The 23,417-nt window shown below is 69.2% G+C and carries 21 protein-coding genes; 9 read left to right on the plus strand and 12 right to left on the minus strand.

The window, feature by feature from the left end; translation table 11 throughout:
- Position 1: 1 nt before the first annotated feature.
- The gene (locus tag A605_RS08780; protein ID WP_161607629.1) at positions 2 to 871 is read left to right on the plus strand and encodes a DUF4439 domain-containing protein; all 870 of its coding nucleotides are present in this window, start codon (positions 2 to 4) and stop codon (positions 869 to 871) included.
- A 125-nt stretch (positions 872 to 996) separates the two neighbouring features.
- Complete coding sequence (locus A605_RS08785) at positions 997 to 3,003, plus strand: MMPL family transporter (protein ID WP_015401152.1); 2,007 nt, start codon at positions 997 to 999, stop codon at positions 3,001 to 3,003.
- Between the two features lie 30 nt (positions 3,004 to 3,033).
- Here A605_RS08785 and A605_RS08790 read toward each other — a convergent pair whose 3' ends face one another.
- The 3 genes from A605_RS08790 to A605_RS08800 form a co-directional block, all read right to left on the minus strand.
- A complete protein-coding gene (locus A605_RS08790) occupies positions 3,034 to 3,441 on the minus strand; it encodes a DoxX family protein (RefSeq protein ID WP_015401153.1) in 408 nt (135 codons plus the stop codon).
- Between the two features lie 126 nt (positions 3,442 to 3,567).
- Positions 3,568 to 4,830 (minus strand): phospholipase D-like domain-containing protein, encoded by a 1,263-nt coding sequence (locus A605_RS08795; protein ID WP_015401154.1) that lies wholly within the window; start codon positions 4,828 to 4,830, stop codon positions 3,568 to 3,570.
- A 258-nt stretch (positions 4,831 to 5,088) separates the two neighbouring features.
- Positions 5,089 to 6,846, minus strand: coding sequence for a proline--tRNA ligase (locus A605_RS08800; RefSeq protein ID WP_015401155.1), 1,758 nt, complete (start codon positions 6,844 to 6,846; stop codon positions 5,089 to 5,091).
- Positions 6,847 to 6,986: 140 nt separating this feature from the next.
- Between A605_RS08800 and yaaA the strand changes: the two genes are divergently transcribed.
- Both yaaA and A605_RS08810 read left to right on the plus strand, forming a co-directional pair.
- Complete coding sequence (gene yaaA, locus A605_RS08805; protein ID WP_015401156.1) at positions 6,987 to 7,718, plus strand: peroxide stress protein YaaA; 732 nt, start codon at positions 6,987 to 6,989, stop codon at positions 7,716 to 7,718.
- 30 nt (positions 7,719 to 7,748) lie between these two features.
- Positions 7,749 to 8,405: a DUF1648 domain-containing protein gene (locus A605_RS08810; RefSeq protein ID WP_027004111.1), complete on the plus strand. Its 657-nt coding sequence runs from the start codon at positions 7,749 to 7,751 to the stop codon at positions 8,403 to 8,405.
- On the opposite strand, the gene A605_RS08815 is transcribed toward A605_RS08810, so the two are convergent.
- The 5 genes from A605_RS08815 to cobA form a co-directional block, all read right to left on the minus strand.
- A complete protein-coding gene (locus A605_RS08815; RefSeq protein WP_015401158.1) occupies positions 8,344 to 9,075 on the minus strand; it encodes a hypothetical protein in 732 nt (243 codons plus the stop codon). The two genes, A605_RS08810 and A605_RS08815, sit on opposite strands and share 62 nt — an antisense overlap.
- 38 nt (positions 9,076 to 9,113) lie before the next feature.
- On the minus strand, positions 9,114 to 10,019 hold the full coding sequence (locus A605_RS08820) for an ATP-binding cassette domain-containing protein (RefSeq protein WP_015401159.1): 906 nt from the start codon (positions 10,017 to 10,019) through the stop codon (positions 9,114 to 9,116).
- 60 nt (positions 10,020 to 10,079) lie between these two features.
- Positions 10,080 to 10,757: a response regulator gene (locus A605_RS08825; protein WP_015401160.1), complete on the minus strand. Its 678-nt coding sequence runs from the start codon at positions 10,755 to 10,757 to the stop codon at positions 10,080 to 10,082.
- The gene (locus A605_RS08830) at positions 10,754 to 11,887 is read right to left on the minus strand and encodes a sensor histidine kinase (RefSeq protein ID WP_015401161.1); all 1,134 of its coding nucleotides are present in this window, start codon (positions 11,885 to 11,887) and stop codon (positions 10,754 to 10,756) included. The genes A605_RS08825 and A605_RS08830 overlap by 4 nt, the downstream gene beginning before the upstream one ends.
- A gap of 71 nt (positions 11,888 to 11,958) precedes the next feature.
- Complete coding sequence (gene cobA / locus A605_RS08835; RefSeq protein ID WP_015401162.1) at positions 11,959 to 12,744, minus strand: uroporphyrinogen-III C-methyltransferase; 786 nt, start codon at positions 12,742 to 12,744, stop codon at positions 11,959 to 11,961.
- A gap of 148 nt (positions 12,745 to 12,892) precedes the next feature.
- Between cobA and A605_RS08840 the strand changes: the two genes are divergently transcribed.
- Complete coding sequence (locus tag A605_RS08840) at positions 12,893 to 14,377, plus strand: protein adenylyltransferase SelO (RefSeq protein ID WP_015401163.1); 1,485 nt, start codon at positions 12,893 to 12,895, stop codon at positions 14,375 to 14,377.
- Between the two features lie 215 nt (positions 14,378 to 14,592).
- On the opposite strand, the gene A605_RS08845 is transcribed toward A605_RS08840, so the two are convergent.
- Together A605_RS08845 and A605_RS08850 are read right to left on the minus strand one after the other, a co-directional pair.
- Positions 14,593 to 15,489 (minus strand): VOC family protein, encoded by an 897-nt coding sequence (locus A605_RS08845; RefSeq protein WP_015401164.1) that lies wholly within the window; start codon positions 15,487 to 15,489, stop codon positions 14,593 to 14,595.
- Between the two features lie 86 nt (positions 15,490 to 15,575).
- Positions 15,576 to 16,466, minus strand: a complete 891-nt coding sequence (locus A605_RS08850; RefSeq protein ID WP_015401165.1) for a VOC family protein — start codon at positions 16,464 to 16,466, stop codon at positions 15,576 to 15,578.
- Between the two features lie 125 nt (positions 16,467 to 16,591).
- Between A605_RS08850 and A605_RS08855 the strand changes: the two genes are divergently transcribed.
- From A605_RS08855 to A605_RS08865, 3 genes are read left to right on the plus strand one after another with little or no spacing between them, the layout of a single operon-like run.
- Positions 16,592 to 17,266, plus strand: coding sequence for a TetR/AcrR family transcriptional regulator (locus A605_RS08855; protein ID WP_015401166.1), 675 nt, complete (start codon positions 16,592 to 16,594; stop codon positions 17,264 to 17,266).
- Positions 17,263 to 18,183 carry an ABC transporter ATP-binding protein gene (locus A605_RS08860; RefSeq protein ID WP_015401167.1) on the plus strand — a complete coding sequence of 307 codons (921 nt, stop codon included), beginning with the start codon at positions 17,263 to 17,265 and terminating at the stop codon, positions 18,181 to 18,183. The genes A605_RS08855 and A605_RS08860 overlap by 4 nt, the downstream gene beginning before the upstream one ends.
- On the plus strand, positions 18,180 to 19,796 hold the full coding sequence (locus A605_RS08865) for an ABC transporter permease (RefSeq protein ID WP_015401168.1): 1,617 nt from the start codon (positions 18,180 to 18,182) through the stop codon (positions 19,794 to 19,796). Before A605_RS08860 ends, A605_RS08865 begins: the two co-directional genes overlap by 4 nt.
- Positions 19,797 to 19,811: 15 nt before the next feature.
- Here A605_RS08865 and A605_RS08870 read toward each other — a convergent pair whose 3' ends face one another.
- On the minus strand, positions 19,812 to 20,378 hold the full coding sequence (locus A605_RS08870; protein WP_015401169.1) for a dihydrofolate reductase family protein: 567 nt from the start codon (positions 20,376 to 20,378) through the stop codon (positions 19,812 to 19,814).
- A 183-nt stretch (positions 20,379 to 20,561) separates the two neighbouring features.
- The gene (gene mqo / locus A605_RS08875) at positions 20,562 to 22,064 is read right to left on the minus strand and encodes a malate dehydrogenase (quinone) (RefSeq protein ID WP_015401170.1); all 1,503 of its coding nucleotides are present in this window, start codon (positions 22,062 to 22,064) and stop codon (positions 20,562 to 20,564) included.
- 297 nt (positions 22,065 to 22,361) lie between these two features.
- On the opposite strand from mqo, the gene A605_RS08880 reads away from it, so the two are divergent.
- Positions 22,362 to 23,396, plus strand: a complete 1,035-nt coding sequence (locus A605_RS08880; RefSeq protein ID WP_015401171.1) for an alpha/beta hydrolase — start codon at positions 22,362 to 22,364, stop codon at positions 23,394 to 23,396.
- Positions 23,397 to 23,417: the final 21 nt, after the last annotated feature.

A 23,417-nucleotide genomic window follows, 5' to 3' on the forward strand; every position in this document is an offset into this window, starting at 1 on the left:
GGTGACGCACGTGCACCGCCGCCTGATCACGCTCGCCACCGTCGCCCTGCTCACCGCTGCGCCGGCCCTGTCCGCCTGCAGCGTCGATGACGTGATCGGGGTCTTCGGCCCGCGCGCGGACGCCGAGGTGCTCTCCCTGGCGCAGCGCGCCGACACCGACGCCGCCGCCCTGGCCGAGACCGCTCCCGAGACCGCCGAACTGCGCCGTCGCCACGCGAATCAGCTCTACGCCGAGATCGACCGGCTGTGCGGCGTGCGTGACGACGGCCGCGTACCCGACTCGTGCGCGGTCGAGCGCACCACCCCGGAGGTCGGGAGCACCGACCCCGGCGAGGTGCTCGACCGGTCGCATGAGCTCATCCTCGAGGAGATGACGGGCCTGCCGGACGGATCCGTGGCCCTGGTCACCGGCCAGGCCATTGACCTGGCGGCGCTGGCGGATCCGGTGGAACTGCCCGAGGCCTTCGAACTGACGGACCGGGAGGACGTGGCCGCCGCGCAGGAGCTGCTGGCCTGGGAGCACGCGGCCTCCTACGGGCTGGGGCTGGCCTCGGCGTATCTCTCCGCCGACCAGGTGGACGCCCTCGCCGAACTCGCCGACGCCCACGACGAACGGGTCCTGGGGTTGCGGGCGCTGCTCGAACCGTCCGGCCAGGCGCCGGTGGCAGCGCCCGGCTACGAGCTCGAGGCCTTCCCCGCCCCGACCGACCCTGCCTCGGCCGCCGAGTTCATCACCTCACTGGAGGCCGACACCGTGCAGCTGTGGCACGCCGCGGCCGCCGACGCTCACACCGCGCAGTGGCGCGAGTGGTCCGTGGCGGGTGCGGCACATGCGCAGGACGCGGCGGGCGGCCACAACTTCACCGCCTGAGTCGCTCATTTTGGTTAATTAGCCTGGGTAAACGTTCACAGCTCCGAGGGGCAGGGTCTCGCGCACACTCTCATATGACCAACTAAAGTTGGAGGTTCCCCTGTTCCCGATCTGAAGGGCCCCCTATGTCGGTACCCACCACGCGCGCCTTCCGCTGGCTCGCTCTCGTTCTCCTCGCCCTCGGCATCGGGGTGATGGCCCTCGGCTCAGCGGAACAGCCCGCCTCACCCACCGGCATGCTGCCCGACGGTGCCGAGTCCACCCGGGTCGCCGAACTCCAGGCGCAGCAACCCGGCGACGAGGGCGGAACCGCCATCGTGCTCTTCTCCTCCGACGACCCGCTCGATCTCGCCGTCCTGGGCCAGCGTGCCGGGTCCCTCGGCGGCCCGTTGATCCCCAACGAGGACGGCACCGGCGCGCTCGTGCCCGTGGACGTCAGCTCGAACGGCCTGTCCGACAACGCGGAAAGGGTCCAGGAGCTGCGGGACCAGGCCTCGAGTGACCTGCCGGAGGGCGTGACCGCCCAGGTCACCGGTCCCGCCGCCATCGACGCCGACCTCTCCGGTGTCTTTGAGGGCGCGAACTTCCTGCTGCTGGGCGTGACCGCCCTCATCGTCGCGGTGCTGCTGATCGTCACCTACCGCTCCCCCATCCTGTGGATCATCCCCTTACTGGTCATCGGCGTCGCCGACCGCGTCGCCGCCACCGCGTTCACCTGGGTCCTCGATGCCTTCGGGGTGGTGTGGAACGAGTCCACCACGGGTATTCTCTCCGTCCTCGTCTTCGGTGCCGGCACCAACTACGCCCTGCTGCTCATCTCCCGCTACCGGGATGAGCTGCACCGCCACGAGAACCGCTTCGAGGCCATGGCGACGGCCTGGGGTCCGACCGCGCGCACCGTCCTGGCCTCCGCGGTCACCGTCGTGATCGGCGTGGCCTGCCTCCTGCTCTCGGCCACCCCGTCCACCCGCGGCCTGGGACTGGCCTCGGCGGTGGGCATCGCCATCGCCTTCATCTTCGGGGTGTTCGTCCTGCCCGGCGTGCTGCTGTTCTTCGGCCGCTGGATCTTCTGGCCCGTGCGCCCGAAGGTCGGGGAGGAGCCGGACCATCGCGTCTGGGACCGCATCTCCGGCTTCGTGCGCCGCCGTCCGGTCCCGCTCATGATCGTCTCCCTGGTCGTGCTGGGCATCTCCTGCCTGGGTGCCCTGCAGGTGAGCACCGGCATCAGCCAGTCCGAGCAGTTCATCGACACGCCCGAGTCGATCGCCGCGTCCGAGGAGCTCTCCGAGAAGTTCCCGGGACAGGACGCCACCCCGGCTATCGTGGTGACCACTCAGCCGGAGGAGGCCACCGCCATCCTGGAGGGCGAGGGGGCGACCGTGCAGGAAGACGAACCCGTCGGTGAGCAGGCCTTCCTGCAGGTCTCCGGCCCGGACACCGCGGAACTGCGGGAGCTGCTGGCCGAGACCGACGCCCTCGTCGGCGGCCAGGACGCGCAGCTCTACGACACCGAGGAATACGCGGGCCAGGACCGGATCCTCATCTTCCCGCTGGTGCTGGCCCTGGTGTTCGTCGCGCTGATCTTCCTGCTGCGTTCCCTGCTCGCCCCGGCGATCATGGTCGCCTCCGTGCTGTTGACGAACGTCGCCGCCCTCGGCCTCGGCTGGTGGATCTCCTCGGGGCTGTTCGGTTTCGACAACTTCGACTCCACCACTCCGCTCTACGCCTTCGTCTTCCTCGTGGCCCTGGGCATCGACTACACGATCTTCCTGGTCACCCGCGCCCGCGAGGAGGCGGGCGTGCACGGCACGAAGGAGGGCATCCTGCGCTCGCTGTCGGCCACCGGTGGTGTGATCACCTCCGCCGGCATCCTCCTGGCCGCCGTGTTCGCGGCCCTGGGTGTGCTGCCGCTGGTGGTGCTGGCCCAGGTCGGCATCGTCATCTTCATCGGTGTGCTCCTGGACACCCTGATCGTGCGCACCATTCTCGTCCCGTCGCTCGTGCAGCTGCTGGGAGAGAAGTTCTGGTGGCCGGCCAAGGTGGACTCGAAGCGGCCGCGTGACAACGGGGACCCGTGTGTTCCCGCCGGGGCGGGATCCACCGCCGCCACCGCGGCTGACAGGGAACACTAGGGTTGTTCCCGGACTTTCCGGCGGAGGGGCTCAGACGCGCTGCGTCCGGGCCCCATCGTCGTTGTTGGCGCTGCTGGTGTCGTCGTTGTCGGCACTGCGCCAGATCCTCCAGGCACCGGTGATCATCGGCAGCTGCAGAGGCACGCGCGCCAGGGCGATCATCTTCTTCCACCACACCTCATCGCGCCAGAGTCCGACCAGGTGGATGTTGGCCGGCCACACGGCGAGCAGTAGCCCGGTGGCCGCGAGGCCCCCGGCCCGTCGGGTACGCGGGTATGCGAGCAGGGTCGCCGTGACGAGTTCCACCGCCCCGCTGGTGTAGGTCCAGAAGCGGGCGGAACCGGGGATCGGGGGCGGCACTATCGAGTCGAAGGGCTCCGGTCTCACGAAGTGCAGGATGCCCGCGCCCGTGAAAGCCGTGGTGAGAAGTTTCCGCATGCCCGCCAGCCTAGAACGCTCTGCTCCGCCCGGGGCGGGCGCCGGGTGGAAGAGACAACCGCGGCTGCAGTACCGGAGGAGAGGCGCCAGGGAACGAAAAACATTCTCCACCGGCCGTTGACGCGCTCACAGCAGCGGTCGCAGGGGCACGAGGGCCGCCTCCGTCGCCCTCGCCACAGGGTGACGGTCGCGCCACTCAGGTGAACTGAGCACCTCACAATGCTCGGCGTCGCTCTGGAAGATCTTCTCCATCTCCGCGGCGAACCCGGGATCGATGATCTCGACATTGGTCTCGTAGTTGAAGGTCAGTGACAACCGGTCGATGTTGGCGGTGCCCACCGTGGACCATTCCCCGTCGACCGTGGCTATCTTCGAATGCGTCATGCTGGTGGTGTAGAGGAGAATGGAGATTCCGGCGTCGAGCAACTGTCCGAAGAAGCCGCGGGACACCCAGTCGGCCAGCACGTGGTTGGAGTCCTCCGGCACCATGACGCGGACATCGACGCCCCGCTCGGCCGCCTCGGTCAGGACCCGGAGGATCTGCTGATCCGGGATGAAATAGGGGGTGGTGACCCAGATGTGGTCACGTGCCCTTTCGAACGCCTGCAGGTACATGTTGCGGATGGGGTAGACCAGCTGCACCGGCAGATTCGCTGCCACCCGGATCTCCGGGTCCCAGCCGTGCGGAGGAATCCAGTCGATCTGCTCCTCAGGGTCGCGGTCCTCATTCCAGACCCTCACGAACGATTGGCGCAGTCCCCACACGCCGGGCCCGGTCACGCGCAGGTGGGTGTCACGCCACTGCCGGGCATAGAGGGAGCCGATGTTGTACCCGCCCACGAACGCGGTGGAATCGTCGACCACCAGAATCTTGGAGTGGTTGACCCCGGTGTAGCGCAACGGACCCTTCCAGAACCTTCTGCGGATGACGGGCAGGCGGAAGACGTGGATCTTCTCCGAGAACTGGCGGTAGAAGGAGTCAGGCACAACCAGATTGGCGAACCCGTCATAGATGAGGTACACCTCCACCCCACGCTGGGCGGCCGCGTTGAACGCGTCAATGAATCGCTGCCCGACCTCATCGTTCTTCCAGATATAGGCTTCCATCAGGATGGAGTCCCGGGCGGAGTCGATGGCCCCGATCATGTCGTCGTAGAGCGAGGAACCGTCCGTGTAGATCTTCATCTCCGATTCCTCCACCCGCGAGTGGAAGCTGCCCGGACGGGGTGCCTTGCGTCCCCTGCGACCGAACTGCTTCACCAGATCCAGAGTCACCACGGAGGCGGCGGCGACGGCCGGAACCGCGAAGGTGGTTCCGGCCGCGAGAAAGCCTGCGTTGAGCAAAGCGCGCTTGGGGGCCTGACGGGATTCCAGCCGGGTGGGGCGCATTGCCCCACTCTAGCAACGTCCACTGAGCGGGTGGGGGTTGAACGGATAACGCGCGCGGGTGGGCGAACTGCCCGGTCAGCCGAACCCCCATGAGCAGGCGTCACCGAGACGGGAGACGATCAGGACAGGACTGTCGTGGGGCCGGCTGAGGATGTCCCTGAAAGCCGCACGCTCCGGGCGGCCGTGTCCCCCGGCTCCAATCCCCGGCAGATCGAACCCGAGTGGGTAGCAGTCCCCTCCCCGTCCACCACCGTGGAACTACCCGCGGACCAGCTCCTTGAGCCTGGCCACGATCTCGTCGGCCGGGACCTCGAGGGTCTCGCCGCCGCGGATGCGCAGCTCGATGATCCCGTCGGCGAAGGAACGGCCGAGGATGGCGGCGAACGGCACGCCCAGCAGTTCGGCGTCCTTGAACTTCACGCCGGGGCTGACCTTGGGGCGGTCGTCGAAAAGCACCTCGATGCCGACGGCGTCGAGCTCGTTGACCAGTTTATCGCCGGCCTCCATGGCGGCGGCGTCCTTGTTCGCCACGGCCACGTGCACCTGGTACGGGGCGACCTCGACCGGCCAGTTCAGGCCCTTGTCGTCGTGGTTCTGCTCGGCGAGCACCGCCATGAGGCGGGAGACGCCGATGCCGTAGGAGCCCATCGTCGGGACGGCGCGCTTGCCGTTCTCGTCGAGGATCTGGACGTCGAAGGCCTCGGTGTACTTGCGGCCGAGCTGGAAGATGTGGCCGATCTCGATACCACGCGCCAGCGTCAGGCTGCCCTGGCCCTCCGGCGCCGGATCCCCCTCGCGGACCTCGGCGGCCTCGATGTGGCCGTCCGGGGTGAAGTCACGGCCGGCGACCAGGCCGACGACGTGGCGGTTCTTCGCGTCGGCACCCGTGATCCAGGAGGTACCGGACACCACGCGCGGGTCGGCGAGCACGCGCACCCCGTTGGCGGCCAGACCGCGCGGGCCGACGTAGCCCTTGACCAGGAAAGAGCTCTTGGCGAAGTCCTCGTCGGAGGCCAGCTCCACGGCCGCCGGCTCCAGGGATGCCTCGAGCCGCTTCATGTCGACCTCGCGGTCGCCGGGCACGAGCACGCCCAGCAGTTCGGGCTCCTCCGCGCCGGGCCCGGTGACCTTCGCGACGATGCACTTGAGCGTGTCCGCGGCGGTGACCGCGCGGCCGTCGACGGTGACGCCGGCACTGTTGGCCCAGTCCACCAGGGTCTCGATCGTCTCGGCGTCCGGGGTGTCGTGCTCGACGGCCTCCGGCTGCCCCTCGATCGGCTTCTCGACGCCCGGCTGCGTCACCACGGCCTCGACGTTGGCGGCGTAGGAGCCGTCGGTGGAACGCACGAAGGTGTCCTCACCGGTCGGACTGACGGCCAGGAACTCCTCGGAGGCCGAGCCGCCCATGGCGCCGGAGGTGGCCTGGCAGATCACGTACTCGATGCCGAGACGGTCGAAGACGCGCTGGTAGGCGGCGCGGTGCTGCGCGTAGGACTCGTCGAGGCCGGCGTCGGACATGTCGAAGGAATAGGAGTCCTTCATCACGAACTCGCGGCCGCGCAGGATGCCGGCGCGGGGGCGCGCCTCGTCCCGGTACTTCGTCTGGATCTGGAACAGCGTGACCGGGAAGTCCTTGTACGAGGAGTACATGTCCTTGACCGTGGAGGTGAACATCTCCTCGTGGGTGGGGCCGAGCAGCATGTCGACGTCGCGGCGGTCCTTGAGCCGGAACAGGTCGTCGCCGTACTCGGTCCACCGGCCCGTCGTCTCGTAGGGCTCGCGCGGCAGCAGCGCCGGGAAGAGCAGCTCCTGGCCGCCGATCGCGGTCATCTCCTCGCGCACGACGTCCTCGATCTTGCGCAGCGTGCGCAGCCCCAGCGGGAGCCAGGAGTACACACCGGGGGCGGCACGACGGATGAAACCGGCCCGGACCAGCAGCTTGTGGCTGGGAACTTCCGCATCAGCGGGGTCTTCCCGCAGGGTGCGCAGGAAAAGCGAGGACAGACGAGTGATCATGCCGGTAAATATACCGTCTCAACTGCGGTCACCCGCGTGCAGGGGCAGCTAATGGTCGTCTGTTTCGGGGCGGTGATCCACGCCCGCTCCGCGGTGGGTGATGGCGCGTGTTTTCCGGGGCCCGCGTTAAGGTCTGAAGAATGCTCATCGTGCTTCCCCCGTCCGAGACCAAGGCCTTCGGTGGTGACGGCCCCGCCCTCAGCTGGGACCGGCTGAGTTTCCCGGGACTCACCGACGTCCGCCGGCGGATCGCCGGTGACCTGCTGGCCCTGCCGCCGGAGGAGATGCAGTCCGCCCTGGGGCTGAGTGACCGGCTGTTCCATGAGGTGGAGGCGAATCTCGCGCTGCCGGATTCGCCCACGATGCCGGCCATCCACCGCTACACCGGCGTGCTCTACGACGCCCTGGACGCGGCCACGCTCCACGACGCCGCGTTGTCCCGCCTGGCCGTCGGCTCCGCGCTGTTCGGGGTCGTCGGCGCCGGCGACCCCATCCCCCACTACCGGCTGTCCGGCGGCACGAAACTGCCGACGTCCGACGGCGCGACACCGACGATGAAGGCCCGGTGGGGTCGGACGATCACCGAGGCGCTCTCGGACTTCGACGGGCTGGTGGTGGATCTGCGCTCCGGTGCGTACCAGCAGCTGGGGAAGGTGCCGGCGGCCGTGACGGTACGGGTGGAGTCGGTGCAGGAGGACGGCTCGCGCAAGGTGGTCAGCCACTTCAACAAGCACTACAAGGGCAAGCTGGCGCGGGTGTTGGCACAGGCCGACCGGGACGCCGCCGACGCGTCCGGTGTCGCCGAGATCGCCCGTGGCACCGGGCTGACCGTCGAGGAGAACGGCGGCACCGAACTGACGCTGGTGGTCTGAGACCGCTGTCAGCCCGTTAGGCTGTCGGCCGTGACCACCCCTGACCCGCGCATTCCCGGCTACCCCCAGCGCTTGATCCTGACCTCCCTGGGTGTCCTCGCCCTGGGCTTCGTGATCCTGGCGGCGAACTGGCCGTTCATCCCGGATCCCGTGCCGGTCCACTTCAGCGCGGACGGGCCCGACCGGTGGGAGCCGAAGACGTGGTGGTCGGTGACCTTCCTGCGCTGGGGCGAACTCGGGGTTCTGGCCCTGTTCGCCGGTATCGCCGCCCTGGGGGCCGCGGCCCACCGGTCGATGCCGGTGGACCCGGCGCGCGGTGGGGTGCCCGCCCCATTCTCCCGATCCCTGGCCGACCGGCTCGCCTACCAGCTCGGCCACCTAGGCCGGGGTCTGGGCGTCCTCGGTCTCATCCTGTCCGCGGGGATGACGTATGCCGCGGTGGCCACGACGATTCCGGCGTTCGGGGCGCACCTGACGGCGTCGATCGTGGTGATTCTGCTCGGGCCGCTCGGCGGTGGTCTGGTCCTGGTGGTGCTGGCCGTCCGGGCGATGTTCCGCTCCCGCGAACTGTTCCCGCCCGACGAGGACGAGAAGGCCCGGCACGAGTTCCTCGGCGCAGGTCCCGCTACCGCACCGCCCGGCGGCGGACGATCAACGCCGCACCTGCGGCGAACACCGCGACCGTGACCGCGAGGATCACCGCCGCCGTGAGCCGGCCGTGGGTGACGTCGGCGAACTCGCCGGCCGAGAGGACCCGGATATTTGCCAGGGGCAGCAGATCCAGGACTGGCCTGAGCGCGTCGATGCCGATGGCGCCCAGCATGGCCTCCACGACGAAGATCTCGGCAATGACGATCATCGCGGCGAACGCGCCGCTGCGCAGGATGACGGCGAGCAGGGCCGCCAGAGTGGCGAACACGACCCATTGAACGTAGTAAGAGACCACTGTCTCGGTCGTCCCGCCGCCCATGGTGAAGTCGACGCTGCCGCCGAGGGCGTAGATCACCGGCACCGCGAGCCCCACCCCCAGCGAGACCGCGGCGGTGACGGCGATGACGATCAACGGCACCTGGGCGGCGAGCATGCCGGTGCGCCGGTTGCTGCTCAGATAGGACCAGGCGACGGTGCCGCGGGGCAGGTCGGCCGCGGCCATCATGGCGGCGGCGAAGACGACGATGATCATCGACAGATCACCGCCGGTGAACAGGCGGGGGACGGTGACGGGTTCGTCCCTGCCCCAGGACCACATGATCAGCAGGGCGGCGGCGAACATGGCCGCCGCGCTGAGTATCAGGTAGATCCAGGTGGATCGCAGCGAGAAGAGTTTGACGGTCTCGCCGGTGATGAGCTTCAGCATGGTTCTCCTTGTCGGGATTCAGGGGGGGGTGAGGGGAATCAGACCGCGCGGTATTCGACGGCGTCGGCGGTGGCGCCGAGGAACGCCTCCTCGAGGCTGGGGGTGGCGCGGGTCAGGGAACGGATGACGATGCGGTGGTCCAGGCAGAGCTCGCCGATGAGGGTGGTGGTGACCGCGGTGTCGGTGACCGTGACGGTGTCGCCCTCCCGTTCGGCGGCAATTCCCTGCCCGGCGAGGGCGGCGACGAGGGTGGTCGGATCGCTCACCTCGGCTTCGACCGTTCCGGATCCCGCGGCCCCGACGAACTCCTCCACTGTGCCGGAGCCGATGAGTTCACCCCGGCCGATCACCACGAGGCGGTCGGCGGTCAGGGCCATCTCGGACAGCAGATGGGAGGAGACCAGCACGGCCCTGCCCTCGGCGGCGAACTGCCGGATCTGGTCGCGCATCCAGTGCACCCCCTCCGGGTCGAGCCCGTTGACCGGTTCGTCGAGGAGGATGTGCGCCGGGTCACCCAGCAGGGCGCACGCCAGACCGAGCCGCTGTTTCATCCCGAGCGAGTAGCCGCCCACCTTGCGCTGGGCGACCTGCAGGATGCCGACCCGGTCGAGCACCTCGTCGACGCGGGAGGTCGGCAGGCCGGCCAGGGCCGCCATCGCGGCCAGGTGGGCGCGCGCGGTGCGGCCGGGGTGGAACCAGGTGGCGTCGAGCAGCGTGCCGACGACACGCGAGGGGTGGCGCAGGCCCCGGAACGCCTGGCCGTCGAAGGTGGCTGTGCCCGAGGTCGGTGTCTCGAGCCCGACGCACATGCGCATGGTGGTGGACTTGCCGGAACCATTGGGGCCGAGGAAGCCGGTCACCTGCCCGTCGGGGACTGTGAAGGACAGGTCGCGGACGGCGTTGTGGCCGCGGTAGGTCTTGGTGAGGCGTTCGACTGTGAGCATGTCTTCATGCTCGCCGGAACGCGAGCGGGAAACATCGTCCCTGAGGGTGAATCCACGGTCTCAGCCCTGGGGATGATCCAGCAGTTCGGCGGTGTCGACCAGGCCGGTGCGGTAGGCGAAGAGCACCGCGTGGACGCGGTCGCGGGAGCTCGTCTTCATCAGGATGTGGCGCACGTGGGTCTTGACGGTGGCCATCGAGACGAATTCGGCCCCGGCGATCTCTTCATTGCTGTATCCGAGGGCGATCAGCCGCAGAACCTCGTGCTCCCGGGGCGTGAGCTCGGCCAGGGAGCGCTCGTCACGGGTAACGCCGGAGCCGCCCGGGCGGGGCGCGCGCAGGGTACGCAGGACCTGGGCGGTGACCCGCGGGGCGAGGACAGCGTCGCCGCGGTGGACGAGGCGGATGGCGTCGAGCAGCTCCTCCGGCTGGGCATCCTTGAGCAGGAAGCCGCTGGCGCCGGCGTCGATCGCGCCCGAGACGAACTCGCCGTCGTCGAAGGTGGTCAGCATGATCACCTTCACGTGGTCGTCACCGGACAACAGTCGGCGGGTGGCGGTGATGCCGTCCATGCCGGGCATCTGCACGTCCATGAGCACGACGTCGACCGGCTCCTGGGACGGGACCTCGGCGCCGTCACCGGCCTGCCACCTCACCGCCATGTCGTCCTGGGAGCCGATGAGCATGGCGAAGCCGGCGCGCACCAGGGGTTGGTCGTCGACGAGTCCCACCCGGATCATGCCGGCACCTCCGCGGTGACGGTGAACCGCCCGGCGCGCAGCTCTTGCCGGAGTCGGCCGCCGTGGGCCCGCCCCCGCTCGCGCATGCCGACGAGCCCGAATCCGGCGGTGTCGCCGGGTGGCTCGACAGCGGGATTGCTCGCCCTGACAGTCAGGTTTTTACCCTTGACTGTGACGCCGATAGTGCCCATGGGTTCGCTGGCGTGGCGCAGCATGTTGGTCAGCATCTCCTGGATGATCCGGTAGAGAGTGAACTGGTTGAGGGTGGGCAGCTCCGCCGGGATCTCCGCCAGCCCGGTGACGCGGACGTCGAGGCCGGAACGGCGGGCGTCGTCGATGAGGGCGCCGAGTTCGGCGGCGCCCGGCGCGGCCTGGAGGTCGCGCCCGGTGTCCTCGCGCAGCACGGACAACAGCCCCCGCATCTGCTTGAGCGCCTGGCGGGAGGTGTCCGAGATCGTCGCCAGGGTGTCGACGGCCACCTGTGGGTCCTTCGCCGCCGCGAAACGCGCGCCGTCGGCCAGCGCGATGACGCCGGAGAGGCTGTGGGCGACGATGTCGTGCATCTCGCGGGCGATGCGGGTGCGCTCCACCACGCCCGCCAGCTCGGCCTTCTCCTGCAGCGCCCGGTAGTCGGAGCGACGGCGGCGGATCTGGAGGCCGACCATCCAGAAGAAGCCGAGGACCAGCCACACCCCCGCCACCAGCACGGCCACGATAAGCCCCGGATGCTGCGCGGCGGTCCCGGTCTGCATGAACGCGACATCACCGCCAACGACCAATCCGGTACCGGCCAGCAGCCAGACCAACCACACCGGCCGCAGGCGGGCGTGCGAGTAGGCGCTGACCAGATAGGTGGCGTAGAACACCGGCACGGAGACCTGGACGGAGCCGCGGAGATCCGGCAGGAACGCTGCCACGGTCAACGCGACGGCGACCACTCCGATCGCGGCGTCCGGCTTCCGGGGGTGCAGCAGTAACGCCGCCGTGACCACCGTGATGATCACCGCCGCCGGGGCGTCGAGATGGTCGGCGGCCCGGTAGGTGCCGGTGGTGCTCACTGCGATCCCCACGATCATCAGCACCCGGAACGGGCTGCCGACCCAGTTCGTCGGCCAGCGCAGTTTCGTCATGTCGCCCCAGGATAGTGTCCGCTCAGGGGCGGTTCCTCATCCCCGGGGATGATTCCGCCGCCACAGCCCCGCTACAATCCCGCGACGTCCCCGATGACGTAGACGGCAGGGGATCCCACCTGGTTGTCCGCCATCGTCTCGGCCAGCGTGCCGAGGGTGCAGCGGAAGGCCCGCTGAGCGTCTGTGGTGCCCTCCTGGATCACCACGGCCGGAGTGTCCGCGGGCATCTCAGCGGCCAGGAGGGCGTCGGCGATGGCCGCGGCGTTGCGCACGCCCATGATCACCGAGATGGTGCCGCCGGCCTTGGCGAGGGCGCCCCAGTTCACCAGGGACTTCGGGTGTCCGGGCGGCAGGTGCCCGGAGACGACCGTGAAGGAGTGGACCACCCCACGCTGGGTGATCGGGATGCCGGCCGCTGCGGGGACGGAGACCGCACTGGTCACGCCGGGAACGATCTCGCACGGGACACCCGCCGCGCGGCAGACGACCAGCTCCTCGAAGCCGCGGCCGAAGACGTACGGGTCACCACCCTTGAGCCGGACGACGCGCTTTCCGGCGCGGGCATGCTCGACGATGAGCTGATTCGTCTTCTCCTGGGCCACCTGCCGACCGTAGGGCAGCTTGGAGACGTCGATGATCTCCTTTGAGCCGGTGTCGCAGAGCTTGGCGAGCTCGCCCGTCGGTCCCAGGTGGTCGGTGAGGATGACGTCGGCCGCCTGGAGGGCGTGCATCCCACGCACGGTGATCAGGTCCCACGCGCCAGGGCCGCCGCCGACCAGGGTCACGCCGGGCAGGCCGGTTGCGGACGTGTCGGTGGGGTGCGGGTGCAGGTCGGTGCGGGGGCTCGGGGCGCTCATGGGTGCCCAGTCTAGATGGTGTGGTGCGGGGCAACCGAACCGAGCGGTACGGTTCCGCCTCCATCGGGACAGCCCGGCGCGCGACAACGCGGTCCGCTGTGCGGGAACGGCTCTTCCTCCCCCGTCCGCCCGCGGCTACGCTGGGGTCATGAGCACGCAGACTCAGCTGTCCGCCCGCTTCGCCGACACTTTCCCCGAACTCGCCGTGCCCTGGCGCTCCGAGGAGGCCCCCGACCCGCGGCTCGTCGTCCTCAACGACGCCCTGGCCACCGAGCTGGGCCTCGACCCGGAGTGGTTGCGCACGCCGGACGGGGTGGCCTTCCTCCTCGGCCGGGACGTCCCCGAGGACGCCCGCCCCGTGGCGCAGGGCTACGCCGGCCACCAGTTCGGCCAGTTCGTCCCCCGCCTGGGTGACGGGCGCGCCCTCCTGCTCGGCGAAGTCACCGACCACGACGGGCGGGTGCGCGACATCCACCTCAAGGGCTCCGGCCCGACCCCCTTCTCCCGCGGCGGCGACGGCCGCGCCGTGCTCGGCCCCATGCTGCGCGAGTACCTGGTCAGCGAGGCCGTCCACGCCCTCGGGGTGCCGACGACCCGCTCACTGGCCGTGATCACGACCGGCCGGAAGGTGCAGCGCACCCGGGTCGAGTCCGGCGCGCTGCTCGTCCGCGTCGCCGCCAGCCATCTGCGCGTGGGCTCCTTCCAGTACGCCCGGCTCATCGACGGCAGCCGTGGCGGGGACGGTGAGGAGCTCGACGTCACCAGGCGGCTCGCCGACGCCGCGATCGACCGCCATCACCCGCAGGCCCGCGGGGCCGAGCAGCCCTACCTGGCGCTGTTCGAGTCGGTGATGGACGCCCAGGCGAGCCTGGTGGCGCAGTGGATGCGGCTGGGATTCATCCACGGGGTGATGAACACGGACAACACCACCATCTCCGGCGAGACCATCGACTACGGCCCGTGCGCGTTCATGGACGCCTTCAACCCGGACACGGTCTACAGCTCCATCGACGCCCAGGGTCGTTACGCCTACAGGAACCAGCCGGCGATCATCGGCTGGAATCTCGCCCGCTTCGCCGAAACTCTGCTGCCGCTCATCGACGACAACGTCGAGCAGGCGGCGGCAACGCTCCAGCCGGTGATGAACTCCTTCAGCGATCGCTACCGGGCGGCGTGGCTGCGCGAGACCTCCCGTTCGCTGGGCCTGCCGACCACCGACATCTCCCCCGACCAGGAGAAGCTCATCGATGACCTGATCGGGCTGCTCACCGAGCATCAGCCGGATCTGACCAGGTTCAACCGGCTGCTGGCCGAGACCGCCTCAGTGGACCAGGTGGACGACGCCCCGGTGCTGCGCATGTTCACCGCCCCCGGCGACATCACCGCATGGTTGAAGCGCTGGCTGGCGATGAGCCCCGATCGCGAGGCGATGAAGCGCGTCAACCCGATCTACGTTCCGCGCAACCACCTCGTTGAGGAGGCGTTGAAAGCTGCCGAGGACGGCGAGATGGCACCGTTCCTGCGCCTTCTCGACGCCGTGACCTCACCGTTCGAACGCCACGGCCGGTTCTCGAAGCTCGAGTACCCGGCCCCGGAGGACTTCGGGCGGTACGTGACCTACTGCGGGACCTAGTACCGCGGCTGTGAACTTTTGCCCCGTGGGTCGTTCGCCCCACGGGCATTTTCCTGCTCCGCTGTGGAAGAAGTGGTTGACCACATGGTGATCGGGGTTGCAGGCTCAAAAGAATCAGATCCGGCCCTTTCCCGCAACGAGGCCAGCGGCTGTCGGGTAATACGTGGGCGGGGCCACCGACCGGTCCCGCGGGTGCGCAGCGGCGCACTCACCCGCTAGAACCGGTCGATCTCGATCTTCTTCATGTCCATGAGCTTTGCGTAGGCGCCGTCGCGATCCATCAGTTCATTCATGTTCTCGGGCGCGATCTGCCAGCTCACGCCGAACTCGTCGGTGCACCACCCACACTGCTCGGCCTCGGGGACGTGGGAGAGCTGGTCCCACAGCTGGTCGATCTCGGCCTGGTCGGCCGCGTTGACGAGCAGAGAAATACCCGGGGTGAAGGTGAAGTCCTGCTCCACCCCGGAGTCCATGGCCGCGAACCACTGGCCTTCGAGCTGGAAGTCGGTGTACATCACCGCGCCCTCGGGGGCGGGGCCGGTCTGCTCGGAGTAGAGCGCGGTGGCGCCGTCGGCGGAGTCGGGGAAGGCGACGAGGTAGCGTTCCTTCGCCTTGGCCGCCCGGTTCTGCTCCGCCCCACCGAACAGCAGGCTGGGGTACACGCTCGGCCGGCTGCCTGCCCCGTCCGTGGAGTCGATGAGGGAGAGCTGCCAGCTCACGCCGTAGCGGTCCTGCATCCAGCCGTAGTAGGAGCTGAAGGGGTACTCGGTCAACGGCATCAGTTCGGTGCCGCCCTCCCCCAGCGCCTCCCAGGTCTCGTCCAGCCGCTGCCGGGCGTCGCCGTCGGAGTGCTCGTCGAAGGCGACCATGAAGGAGATCGCCGGGTTCGGGGTGAACTCGTCGCCCGCGTTGATGAGAGTGAAGCGGAAGCCGGCGATCTCGAGGTCGATGGTGAGCACCTCGCCGGCGAAGTCCCGCTGGAAATCCGGCAGCCCCTCCTGCGGGTAATAGGTGGTGTCGATGAGCTGGGTGCCGGGAAAGGCGGTGCGGTAGAACTCCGCGGCCTCGGCCGCGTTCCGGTGGAACCAGAGGTTGGGGACGATCTTCTGCATCAGGGGTCTCCCATCTCCCCGCAGGGCTGTGGTGGGGCCCACATTACGCCGGGTGCGCCGCGGCGTCGACAAGCCTCGTCGCCCGCCTAGAACCGGTCGATCTCGATCTTCTTCATCTCCATGAACCTGCCGTACCCGCCCGGCCGGGACAGCAGCTCGTCGAGGTTGTCGGGGACGATCTGCCAGCTAACGCCGTAGCGGTCGGTCAGCCAGCCGCACTGACCGTCGTCGGGATCGGCGGCCAACGCCGCCCACAGCCGGTCGATCTCCTCCTGACCATGGGCGTTGACCAGCAGGGAGACTCCCGGTGTGAAGGTGAAGGGCTGCTCCACGGCGGAGTCCATGGCCGAGAGCCACTCCCCGGCCAGCTGGAAGTCGGAGAAGATGACCGAGTCGGTGGTCACGACCCCGTTGTCCCGGTCGTAGTGGACCCGGTCGCCCAGCCGCGCGTCGGGGAACACCGAGAGGTAGTGGTCCACGGCCTCTCCCGCCTTGTTCTGCACGGGTCCACAGAACATGAGGCTGGGGATGAGGAAGGGCCGCGGGTCACCGTCCGGGTTGGTGAGCATCAGCTCCCAGTTGACCCCGTACTTGTCCTGCACCCAGCCGTAGCGCGGGCTGAAGGGGTAGTCGCCGAGTTCCGTGTGTACCTGGCCGCCCTCGGTGAGCCGGTACCAGGTGCGGTCGAGGTCCCCGCGGGCGTCGATGCGGAAGGCGGGGTCGAAGTTGACGAAGAAGTTGATCGCGGGGTTCGGGGTGAACTCGTCGCCGGCGTTGATCAGCGCCAGCCGGTAGCCGCCGATCTCGAGGGTGATGGACATGGTGCGCCCGGCGTACTCCCGCTGGAACTCGGGCAGGCCCTCGGTGGGGTAGGTCTCGGTCGCCACGACATGGGCCTCCGGAAAGGCGGCGAGGTAGAACTGCGCGGCCTCGTCGGCCACGCCGTTGAGCCAGATGTGGGGGACGATCGTCTGCATCGGACTGATTTCCTTCAGCGTAGAGGGCTGGGATTGTGTTTACTCTACGCCCGGCCCCGACCGATTATGGCCGGTATGGATATTCGTTATAGACACGTCCTGAACAGGCGTTTAAACTATTGAACATGAGTTCAACCGAGGCTGATTCCACCTCGGACGGCAAGCTGACCACCCGGGCCCGAATCATCCACGCCGCCGTCCGCCGCTTCGCCGCCGACGGCCTGGGCGCTCCCCTGCGCGCCGTCGCCACGGACGCCGGGGTCAGCCCCGGTCTGATCATCCACCACTTCGGCTCCGGCGAGGGGCTGCGCGAGGCCTGCGACCGCCACGTCCTCGAGGCCACCGCGCGGAGCAAGGAGTCCGTCCTCTCCCCCGGCGCGGGCGCGGCGGCGATGCTCTCCCAGCTCGCACAGATCGAGGAGTACGCCCCGGTCATCGGGTACGTGCTGCGCCGACTGCAGACCGGCGGTCCCCTGACCCGCCGGCTGGTCGACGCCTTCGCCGCCGACGCCGTGGACTACCTGCGCCGCGGCGAGAAGGCGGGCACGGTGCGTCCGAGCCGTGACCGGGAAGCGCGCGCCCGGGTGCTGACCGAGCAGGCGCTCGGTGCGCTGCTGCTGCAGCTGCCGGCGCAGCAGGAGCACCTGGACCTCGACGAACTCCCCCGCTGGCTCGACGACTACGCCGAACGGATCATCGGGCCCGTGCTCGAGTACTACACCGAACCCATCCTCACCGACCCCACGCTGCTCGACGCCTACCTCGCCGCCCGCCCCAGGAGCAACCAGGAGACACCATGACCGGGACAGCCATCTCCACCACCGACCTGACCAAGACCTTCGGGAGCACCCGCGCCCTCGACGACTTCACCTTCACCGTGCCCACCGGACAGGTGCGGGGTTTTCTGGGCCCCAACGGCGCCGGGAAATCGACCGCCATCCGCATCCTGCTCGGCATGCTCAGGGCCACCTCCGGCTCCGCGACGGTGCTGGGCCTGGACCCGTGGCGGGACGCGGTGGAACTGCACCACCGCCTGGCGTATGTCGCCGGGGACACCAACCTGTGGCCGAACCTGACCGGCGGGGAGGCCATCGACGTACTCACCCGCCACCAGCGCTCCGACGCGCAGCGCCGCCGGCGCGGGGAGCTGATCGAACGCTTCGAGCTCGACCCCACCAAGAAGGCCCGGACCTACTCCAAGGGCAACCGTCAGAAGGTCGCCCTGGTCTCGGCCCTGTCACTGGACGTCGAGCTCTACCTGCTGGATGAGCCCACCGCCGGCCTGGATCCGCTCATGGAATCCATCTTCACCGAGGAGATCCGCACCCTGCGTGACGAGGGTCGGACGGTCCTGCTCTCCAGCCACATCCTCGGCGAGGTGGAGAAGCTGTGCGACTCCGTGACCATCATCCGCGCCGGTACGGACGTCGAGCACGGCACCCTGACCGAACTGCGGCATCTGACCCGCTCCACCGTCACCGCCACCACGGCCGGGGACCCCGCGCGGCTCGAGTCGGCACCGGGCGTGCACGACCTCACCGTCGAGGGTCGGCAGCTGCGCTTCGACGTCGACGACCAGCGGCTGAACGAGGTGCTGCAGGTGCTCACGGAGCTGGGCGTGGAGCACCTGACGATCACTCCCCCGTCGCTCGAGGAGCTGTTCCTGCGCCACTACGGCGGCGCCGAAGCAGTGACCGGGAAGGGGACGAACCGATGAACGCACCCGTGCACTCCTCCCCGCTCGCGGGCACCGGTCGCCTGCTGCGCCTGTACCTGCGGCTGGACCGGGTGCGGCTGAGCGTCTGGATCCTGGCCTTCCTGGTGCTCATCCCCTCGACGGTGGTGTCCCTGCAGGCGACCTTCACCGACCGGGAATCGCTGCAGGCGCGTGCCATGCTGCAGGACAACCCCGCCGCGATCATGATGACCGGGCCACTGTTCAGCCGGGACGACTACACCTTCGGGGTGATGCTCGCCAGCGAGTTGTCCCTGTGGGTCTTCCTCGCCGCCGCGATCATGAGCGTGCTGTTCATGGTGCGCCACACCCGCGCCGACGAGGAGGCCGGCCGACTGGAGATGCTGCGCGCCCTGCCGGTGGGCCGCTTCGCCTCCCCGGCGGCCGCCCTCCTCCTGGTCGCCCTGGCCGACCTCGCGGTGGGGGCGGCCGTCGCCGCGGGGCTCACCGTCCCCGGCATGGCGGTCACGGATTCCCTGGCGTTCGGACTGGCCACCACCCTGACGGGACTCGTCTTCGGGGCGATCGCGGCGGTGGCCGCGCAGCTGACCGGCAGCTCCCGGGCGGCCACGGGACTGGGAGTGTCCGCGATCGTGCTGGCCTTCGTCATCCGCGGCATCGGTGACGTCATCGACCACCAGGGGTCGTGGCTGTCGTGGTTCTCCCCCTTCGCGTGGGCGCAGCAGACCCGGTTGTACGCGGATCTGCGGTGGTGGCCGCTGGTGGTCTCCGCGGTGGTCGCGGCCGGGTTGACCGCACTCGCCCTGTACCTGTCAGGCCGACGGGATCTCGGCGCCGGGCTCCGGCAGGACCGTCCGGGCCCGGCCCGTGCCTCGTCCGCGCTGCTCTCCCCGGCGGGCCTCGCCCACCGCCTGGAGGCCCCGACGTTCGTGGCCTGGACGGTGGGGCTGTTCTTCTTCGCGGTGGCCTTCGGCAGCCTGACCACCGAACTCGACGGGGTGGTCGAGCAGATGCCCGCCATCGGCGAGTGGACCGACCTCAACCTCGAGGACCTCACCCGCTCCTTCGGCGGCCTGGTACTGGCGTACCTGAGCCTGGGGCCGGTGATCCTGCTGGTGTCCGGGGTGCTGCGCCTGCGTGCGGAGGAGCGCGACGGACGGATCACCGGGCTGCTCACCAGCGGCGGTTCCCGCCCGGGCCTGCTGTCCGGGTGGTGTGCCGTCGTCGCCGTGGAGGCGGTCCTGGTGCAGGTGGTCCTCGGTTTCGGCCTCGGACTCGGAATGACGGTCGCCTCGGGGGAGGCCCGCTGGCTCGGTGAGATCCCGGCCGCCTCGCTGGCCTACCTGCCCGCCATCCTCTTCTTCGGCGCCCTGGCGGCGGCGTTGTTCGGGCTGCTGCCCCGCTTCACGGTCCTGGCCTGGGTGCTGACCGCCTGGACGGCGGTGGTGCTCTTCCTCGGCGAGCTGCTCGACCTGCCGGACTGGGCGCGCGGTCTCTCCCCGCTCTGGCACACCCCAGCCGTGCCCGACGCCGACCTCGACCCGGTGCCCCTGGTCGTGCTGGTGGTACTGGTGGTGCTGCTGACCGTGATCGGGCTGGCCGGTTTCCGGCGCCGCGACATCGCCGAGGGTTGAGCGCAGCTGCCGCGCTCAGGAGTCCACACCGGTGACGTCGTAATGCAATTGGACCAGACCGACGGAAAAGGCGTGCTCGCCGCGCAGCCGTAGTCCAATCCGGAACTCCGGGAGGAACTTCAGGCCGCCGCCGATCGAGATCGGGCACACCAGCGGCCTGACCTGGTCGACGAGGCCGTGCCGCAGCGCGTGGGCGGCCAGGGTCGGCCCGTCAACGGTCAGGTCTGCCGGACTGTTCTCCTTGAGCTCCCGTACCGCCTGTGGGTCGAAGCTGCGCTCCAGCCGGGTGCGACGGGTGGACACCTCATCCAGCGTGGTGGAGTAGACGATCTTGTCCGCCGCCCGCCAGATTCGCGCGAACTCCGCGGATTCCGGCGATTGCGCCGCGACGGACGGGTCGGTCTCCCAGACGTGCATCATCTCGTACATCCGTCGACCGTAGAGATAGGTGCCTGCCTCGGCGGCCTGCTCATTGATCACCGCGAGCACCTCCTCGTCCGGCTGCGCCCACTCGAAGCGGCCGTTCCGGTCGGCGACGTAGCCGTCCAACGAGGTGATCATCGAGTACACGAGCCTGCCCATGGTGTCTCCTTGGCGGGACATGACAGAGGTCACGGTTTCCTGGCCCCAATCTTACTCCTCGGTGGGTGCCGGCACCCACCGGCGCTGCGGGCGGAAGTGGGCAGGTGGGACAGCATTCCAGGGCGGAGACGACGAAACCCCCGCCCGGGCGGGGGTTGTCTCGTACCGGGGAGCCGGGAAGGCCTAGCGCTCCAGCTTAAGGGTCTTCTGGGTGAAGTCCCACATCTCGGTGAAGAGCTTCTCGTCGCCGGCGAGCTTGGTGCCGTAGGACGGGATCATCTCGTAGAGCTTGTCGGACCAGTCGATCAGGTGCTCACCGAAGCAGCGCTCGAGCAGCTCGATCATCGCGGCCGGGGCGATGGAGGCGCCCGGGGAGGCGCCCAGCAGGCCGGCGATGGAGCCGTCGAGGTCGTTGATCAGGGTGGTGCCGAACTCCAGGGAGCCGAAGCGCGGGGCGGCGGTCGGCTTGATCACCTGGACGCGCTGGCCGGCGACGATGGTCTCCCAGTCCTCGTTCTTCGCCTCCGGGACGTACTCGCGCAGGGCCTCCATGCGACCGTCGAAGCTCTTGGTGACCTCCTCGACGAGGTACTTGACCAGACCGAATTCCTGGGCGGCGACACCCAGGTAGGACGGGATGTTGTCGGGGCGGATTCCCTTGAACAGGTCGAGGTAGGAGCCCTCCTTGAGGAACTTCGGGGTCCAGCCGCCGTAGGGGCCGAAGAGCAGGCCCTTCTCGCCGTCGATCACGCGGGTGTCCAGGTGCGGGACCGACATCGGCGGGGCGCCCACCTTGGCCTTGCCGTAGACCTTGGCGGCGTGCTGCTCGATGAGTTCCTCGTTGGTGCAGCGCAGCCACATGCCGGAGACCGGGAAGCCGGCGTAGCCGCGGACCTCGGGCACGCCCGCCTTGCGCAGCAGGTCCAGGGCGTAGCCGCCGGCGCCGACGAAGACGAAGTTGGCCTTGATCACCTGGGTGTCACCGGTGTGGACGTTCTTGACGGTGATCTTCCACTTCTTGCCGTCACGGGTGAGGTTCTTGACCTCGTGGCCGTAGCGGATCTCGGTACCCGAGGCCTTGGCGGCGGTGAGGAACTGGTCGGTCAGGGCGCCGAAGTTGACGTCGGTGCCCTCGTCGATCCAGGAGATGGCGGTCTTCTCGGCGTCGAAGTCGCGGCCCTCGGCCATCAGCGGCAGCTTCTCGGCGAAGACGGACTTGTCGTCGGAGAACTCCATGCCCGGGAAGAGAGGGTTGGCGCCGAGCGCCTCGTAGCGGCGACGGAGGTAGTCGACCTGTTCCTGGCCCTGGCCGAAGGAGACGTGCGGGACCGGGGCGATGAAGTCCTGCGGATCCGACAGCACGCCGTTGTTGACCTGGTGGGCCCAGAACTGACGCGAGACCTGGAACTTCTCGTTGATGTTCACGGCCTTGGAGATGTCGATCTTGCCGTTCTTCTCCGGCGTGTAGTTCAGCTCGCACAGTGCGGAGTGGCCGGTGCCCGCGTTGTTCCACGGGGAAGAGGACTCCTGGGCCGGGCCGTCGAGACGCTCGAAGATCATCTGGGACCAGCTCGGCTCCAGCTCGCGGAGCATGGCACCCAGGGTGGCGCTCATGATGCCGGCACCGACGAGGGCGACATCGACCTCGTCGGTGGCGTGCGTGGCGTTTGCGTTGTTGGTGGACACCTTTGTATTTACCTCTTCGTCGTCGGTGGATGGTCCGCCGTCAGGAGGGTGACGGGTGACCTGACGGGCAGAACGTGACCGCGCGCGGGCCGGGCAGCTCCTCTACCCGCACACGTCGTCCGGTGCCCCATTACATTACGCCCTCGGTGTTCGGGGGTGGGGACATCGGCCCTATTTCGGGCCCGGGGGTCACCTGTTCTCCCCCACCGCACCCCATACCTGGGGGTTCGGGGTCCCGCCCCGCGTTTCGCGGCCGCCACAGCGCCCCGGTGGGCCCGCTTCCTTAAGCTGAGGGGCATGAACGAGCAGGCCCCCGACCCCGTCTGGCGTCCCGATCTCCTCGGGGCGGGCTTCCAGGCCCGCGACTTCCGCCTCGGCACCGACCCGGAGGGCGAGGGCGAGGTGGTGACGACACTGATCCGCCATCTGCCCGATCCGGTGCACCCGCCGGCCGACTGGGCCGGACGCCGCGCCGTGGTGTGGATCCCGGGCATGACGGACTACTTCTTCCAGGAGCATGTCGCCCGCTTCCTGCATGAGCGTGGCTTCGCCTTCTACGCCCTGGATCTGCGCAAGACCGGCCGCGCCCGGCAGCCCGGCCAGCACTGGCACTACAGCGAGAGTCTGCAGGACTACTTCCCCGACCTGTCCGCCGCGCTGGACTTCCTGGCCGGTGAGCATCCGGGCGTGGTGCCGATCGCGCACTCCACCGGCGGACTGATCGTCCCGCTGTGGCTGGACCACCTGCGCCGGACGGGCGACCCGCGGCACGCGCACGTCGACGGGGTGATCCTCAACAGTCCGTGGCTGGACATGATGTACCCGCGCGCCGTCGTCCGGGTTCTGCGTCCCGTGGTGCGTTTCCTGGGGCGCCGGTGGCCGCATCTGGCCATCCCCGGCGGCAACCTGGGCGTCTACGGGGCGTCCATCCACCGCGACCACCACGGCGAGTGGGACTTCGACGTGACGATGAAGCCGGTGGGCGGGCACCGCAAGTACCTGGGCTGGCTGCGCGCTATCCTCGCCGGTCACGGGCAGGTGCACGAGGGCGGGGTCGACGTCGGCGTGCCGGTGCTCACGCTGTGTTCGTCCCGTTCGCGGCTGGGACGGCCCTACGCACCCGAGGCGGACACCGCGGACACGGTGCTCGACGTCGCACAGATCCGGTACTGGGCGCCGCGACTGGGATCGCGGGTGACCGTGCGCACGATCGAGGACGCCCGCCACGATGTGTTCCTCTCCCTGCGGCCCGCCCGGGAGGAGGCGCTCGAGGTCACGGCGGACTGGCTGACGGGGCTCGACGGGGCCCGAGGGGTCTCGACCTCGGATTAGGTAGACCTCATCGGTCGGTAG

Source organism: Corynebacterium halotolerans YIM 70093 = DSM 44683 (assembly GCF_000341345.1).
In the GTDB taxonomy this organism is placed as follows: domain Bacteria; phylum Actinomycetota; class Actinomycetes; order Mycobacteriales; family Mycobacteriaceae; genus Corynebacterium; species Corynebacterium halotolerans.

Coding starts and splice junctions, on each gene's coding strand:
- A605_RS08785 (WP_015401152.1), top strand. CDS start 997: ATGTCGGTACCCACCACGCGCGCCTTCCGCTGGCTCGCTCTCGTTCTC.
- A605_RS08790 (WP_015401153.1), bottom strand. CDS start 3,441: ATGCGGAAACTTCTCACCACGGCTTTCACGGGCGCGGGCATCCTGCAC.
- A605_RS08795 (WP_015401154.1), bottom strand. CDS start 4,830: ATGCGCCCCACCCGGCTGGAATCCCGTCAGGCCCCCAAGCGCGCTTTG.
- A605_RS08800 (WP_015401155.1), bottom strand. CDS start 6,846: ATGATCACTCGTCTGTCCTCGCTTTTCCTGCGCACCCTGCGGGAAGAC.
- yaaA (WP_015401156.1), top strand. CDS start 6,987: ATGCTCATCGTGCTTCCCCCGTCCGAGACCAAGGCCTTCGGTGGTGAC.
- A605_RS08815 (WP_015401158.1), bottom strand. CDS start 9,075: ATGCTGAAGCTCATCACCGGCGAGACCGTCAAACTCTTCTCGCTGCGA.
- A605_RS08820 (WP_015401159.1), bottom strand. CDS start 10,019: ATGCTCACAGTCGAACGCCTCACCAAGACCTACCGCGGCCACAACGCC.
- A605_RS08825 (WP_015401160.1), bottom strand. CDS start 10,757: ATGATCCGGGTGGGACTCGTCGACGACCAACCCCTGGTGCGCGCCGGC.
- A605_RS08830 (WP_015401161.1), bottom strand. CDS start 11,887: ATGACGAAACTGCGCTGGCCGACGAACTGGGTCGGCAGCCCGTTCCGG.
- cobA (WP_015401162.1), bottom strand. CDS start 12,744: ATGAGCGCCCCGAGCCCCCGCACCGACCTGCACCCGCACCCCACCGAC.
- A605_RS08840 (WP_015401163.1), top strand. CDS start 12,893: ATGAGCACGCAGACTCAGCTGTCCGCCCGCTTCGCCGACACTTTCCCC.
- A605_RS08845 (WP_015401164.1), bottom strand. CDS start 15,489: ATGCAGAAGATCGTCCCCAACCTCTGGTTCCACCGGAACGCGGCCGAG.
- A605_RS08850 (WP_015401165.1), bottom strand. CDS start 16,466: ATGCAGACGATCGTCCCCCACATCTGGCTCAACGGCGTGGCCGACGAG.
- A605_RS08855 (WP_015401166.1), top strand. CDS start 16,592: ATGAGTTCAACCGAGGCTGATTCCACCTCGGACGGCAAGCTGACCACC.
- A605_RS08860 (WP_015401167.1), top strand. CDS start 17,263: ATGACCGGGACAGCCATCTCCACCACCGACCTGACCAAGACCTTCGGG.
- A605_RS08865 (WP_015401168.1), top strand. CDS start 18,180: ATGAACGCACCCGTGCACTCCTCCCCGCTCGCGGGCACCGGTCGCCTG.
- A605_RS08870 (WP_015401169.1), bottom strand. CDS start 20,378: ATGGGCAGGCTCGTGTACTCGATGATCACCTCGTTGGACGGCTACGTC.
- A605_RS08880 (WP_015401171.1), top strand. CDS start 22,362: ATGAACGAGCAGGCCCCCGACCCCGTCTGGCGTCCCGATCTCCTCGGG.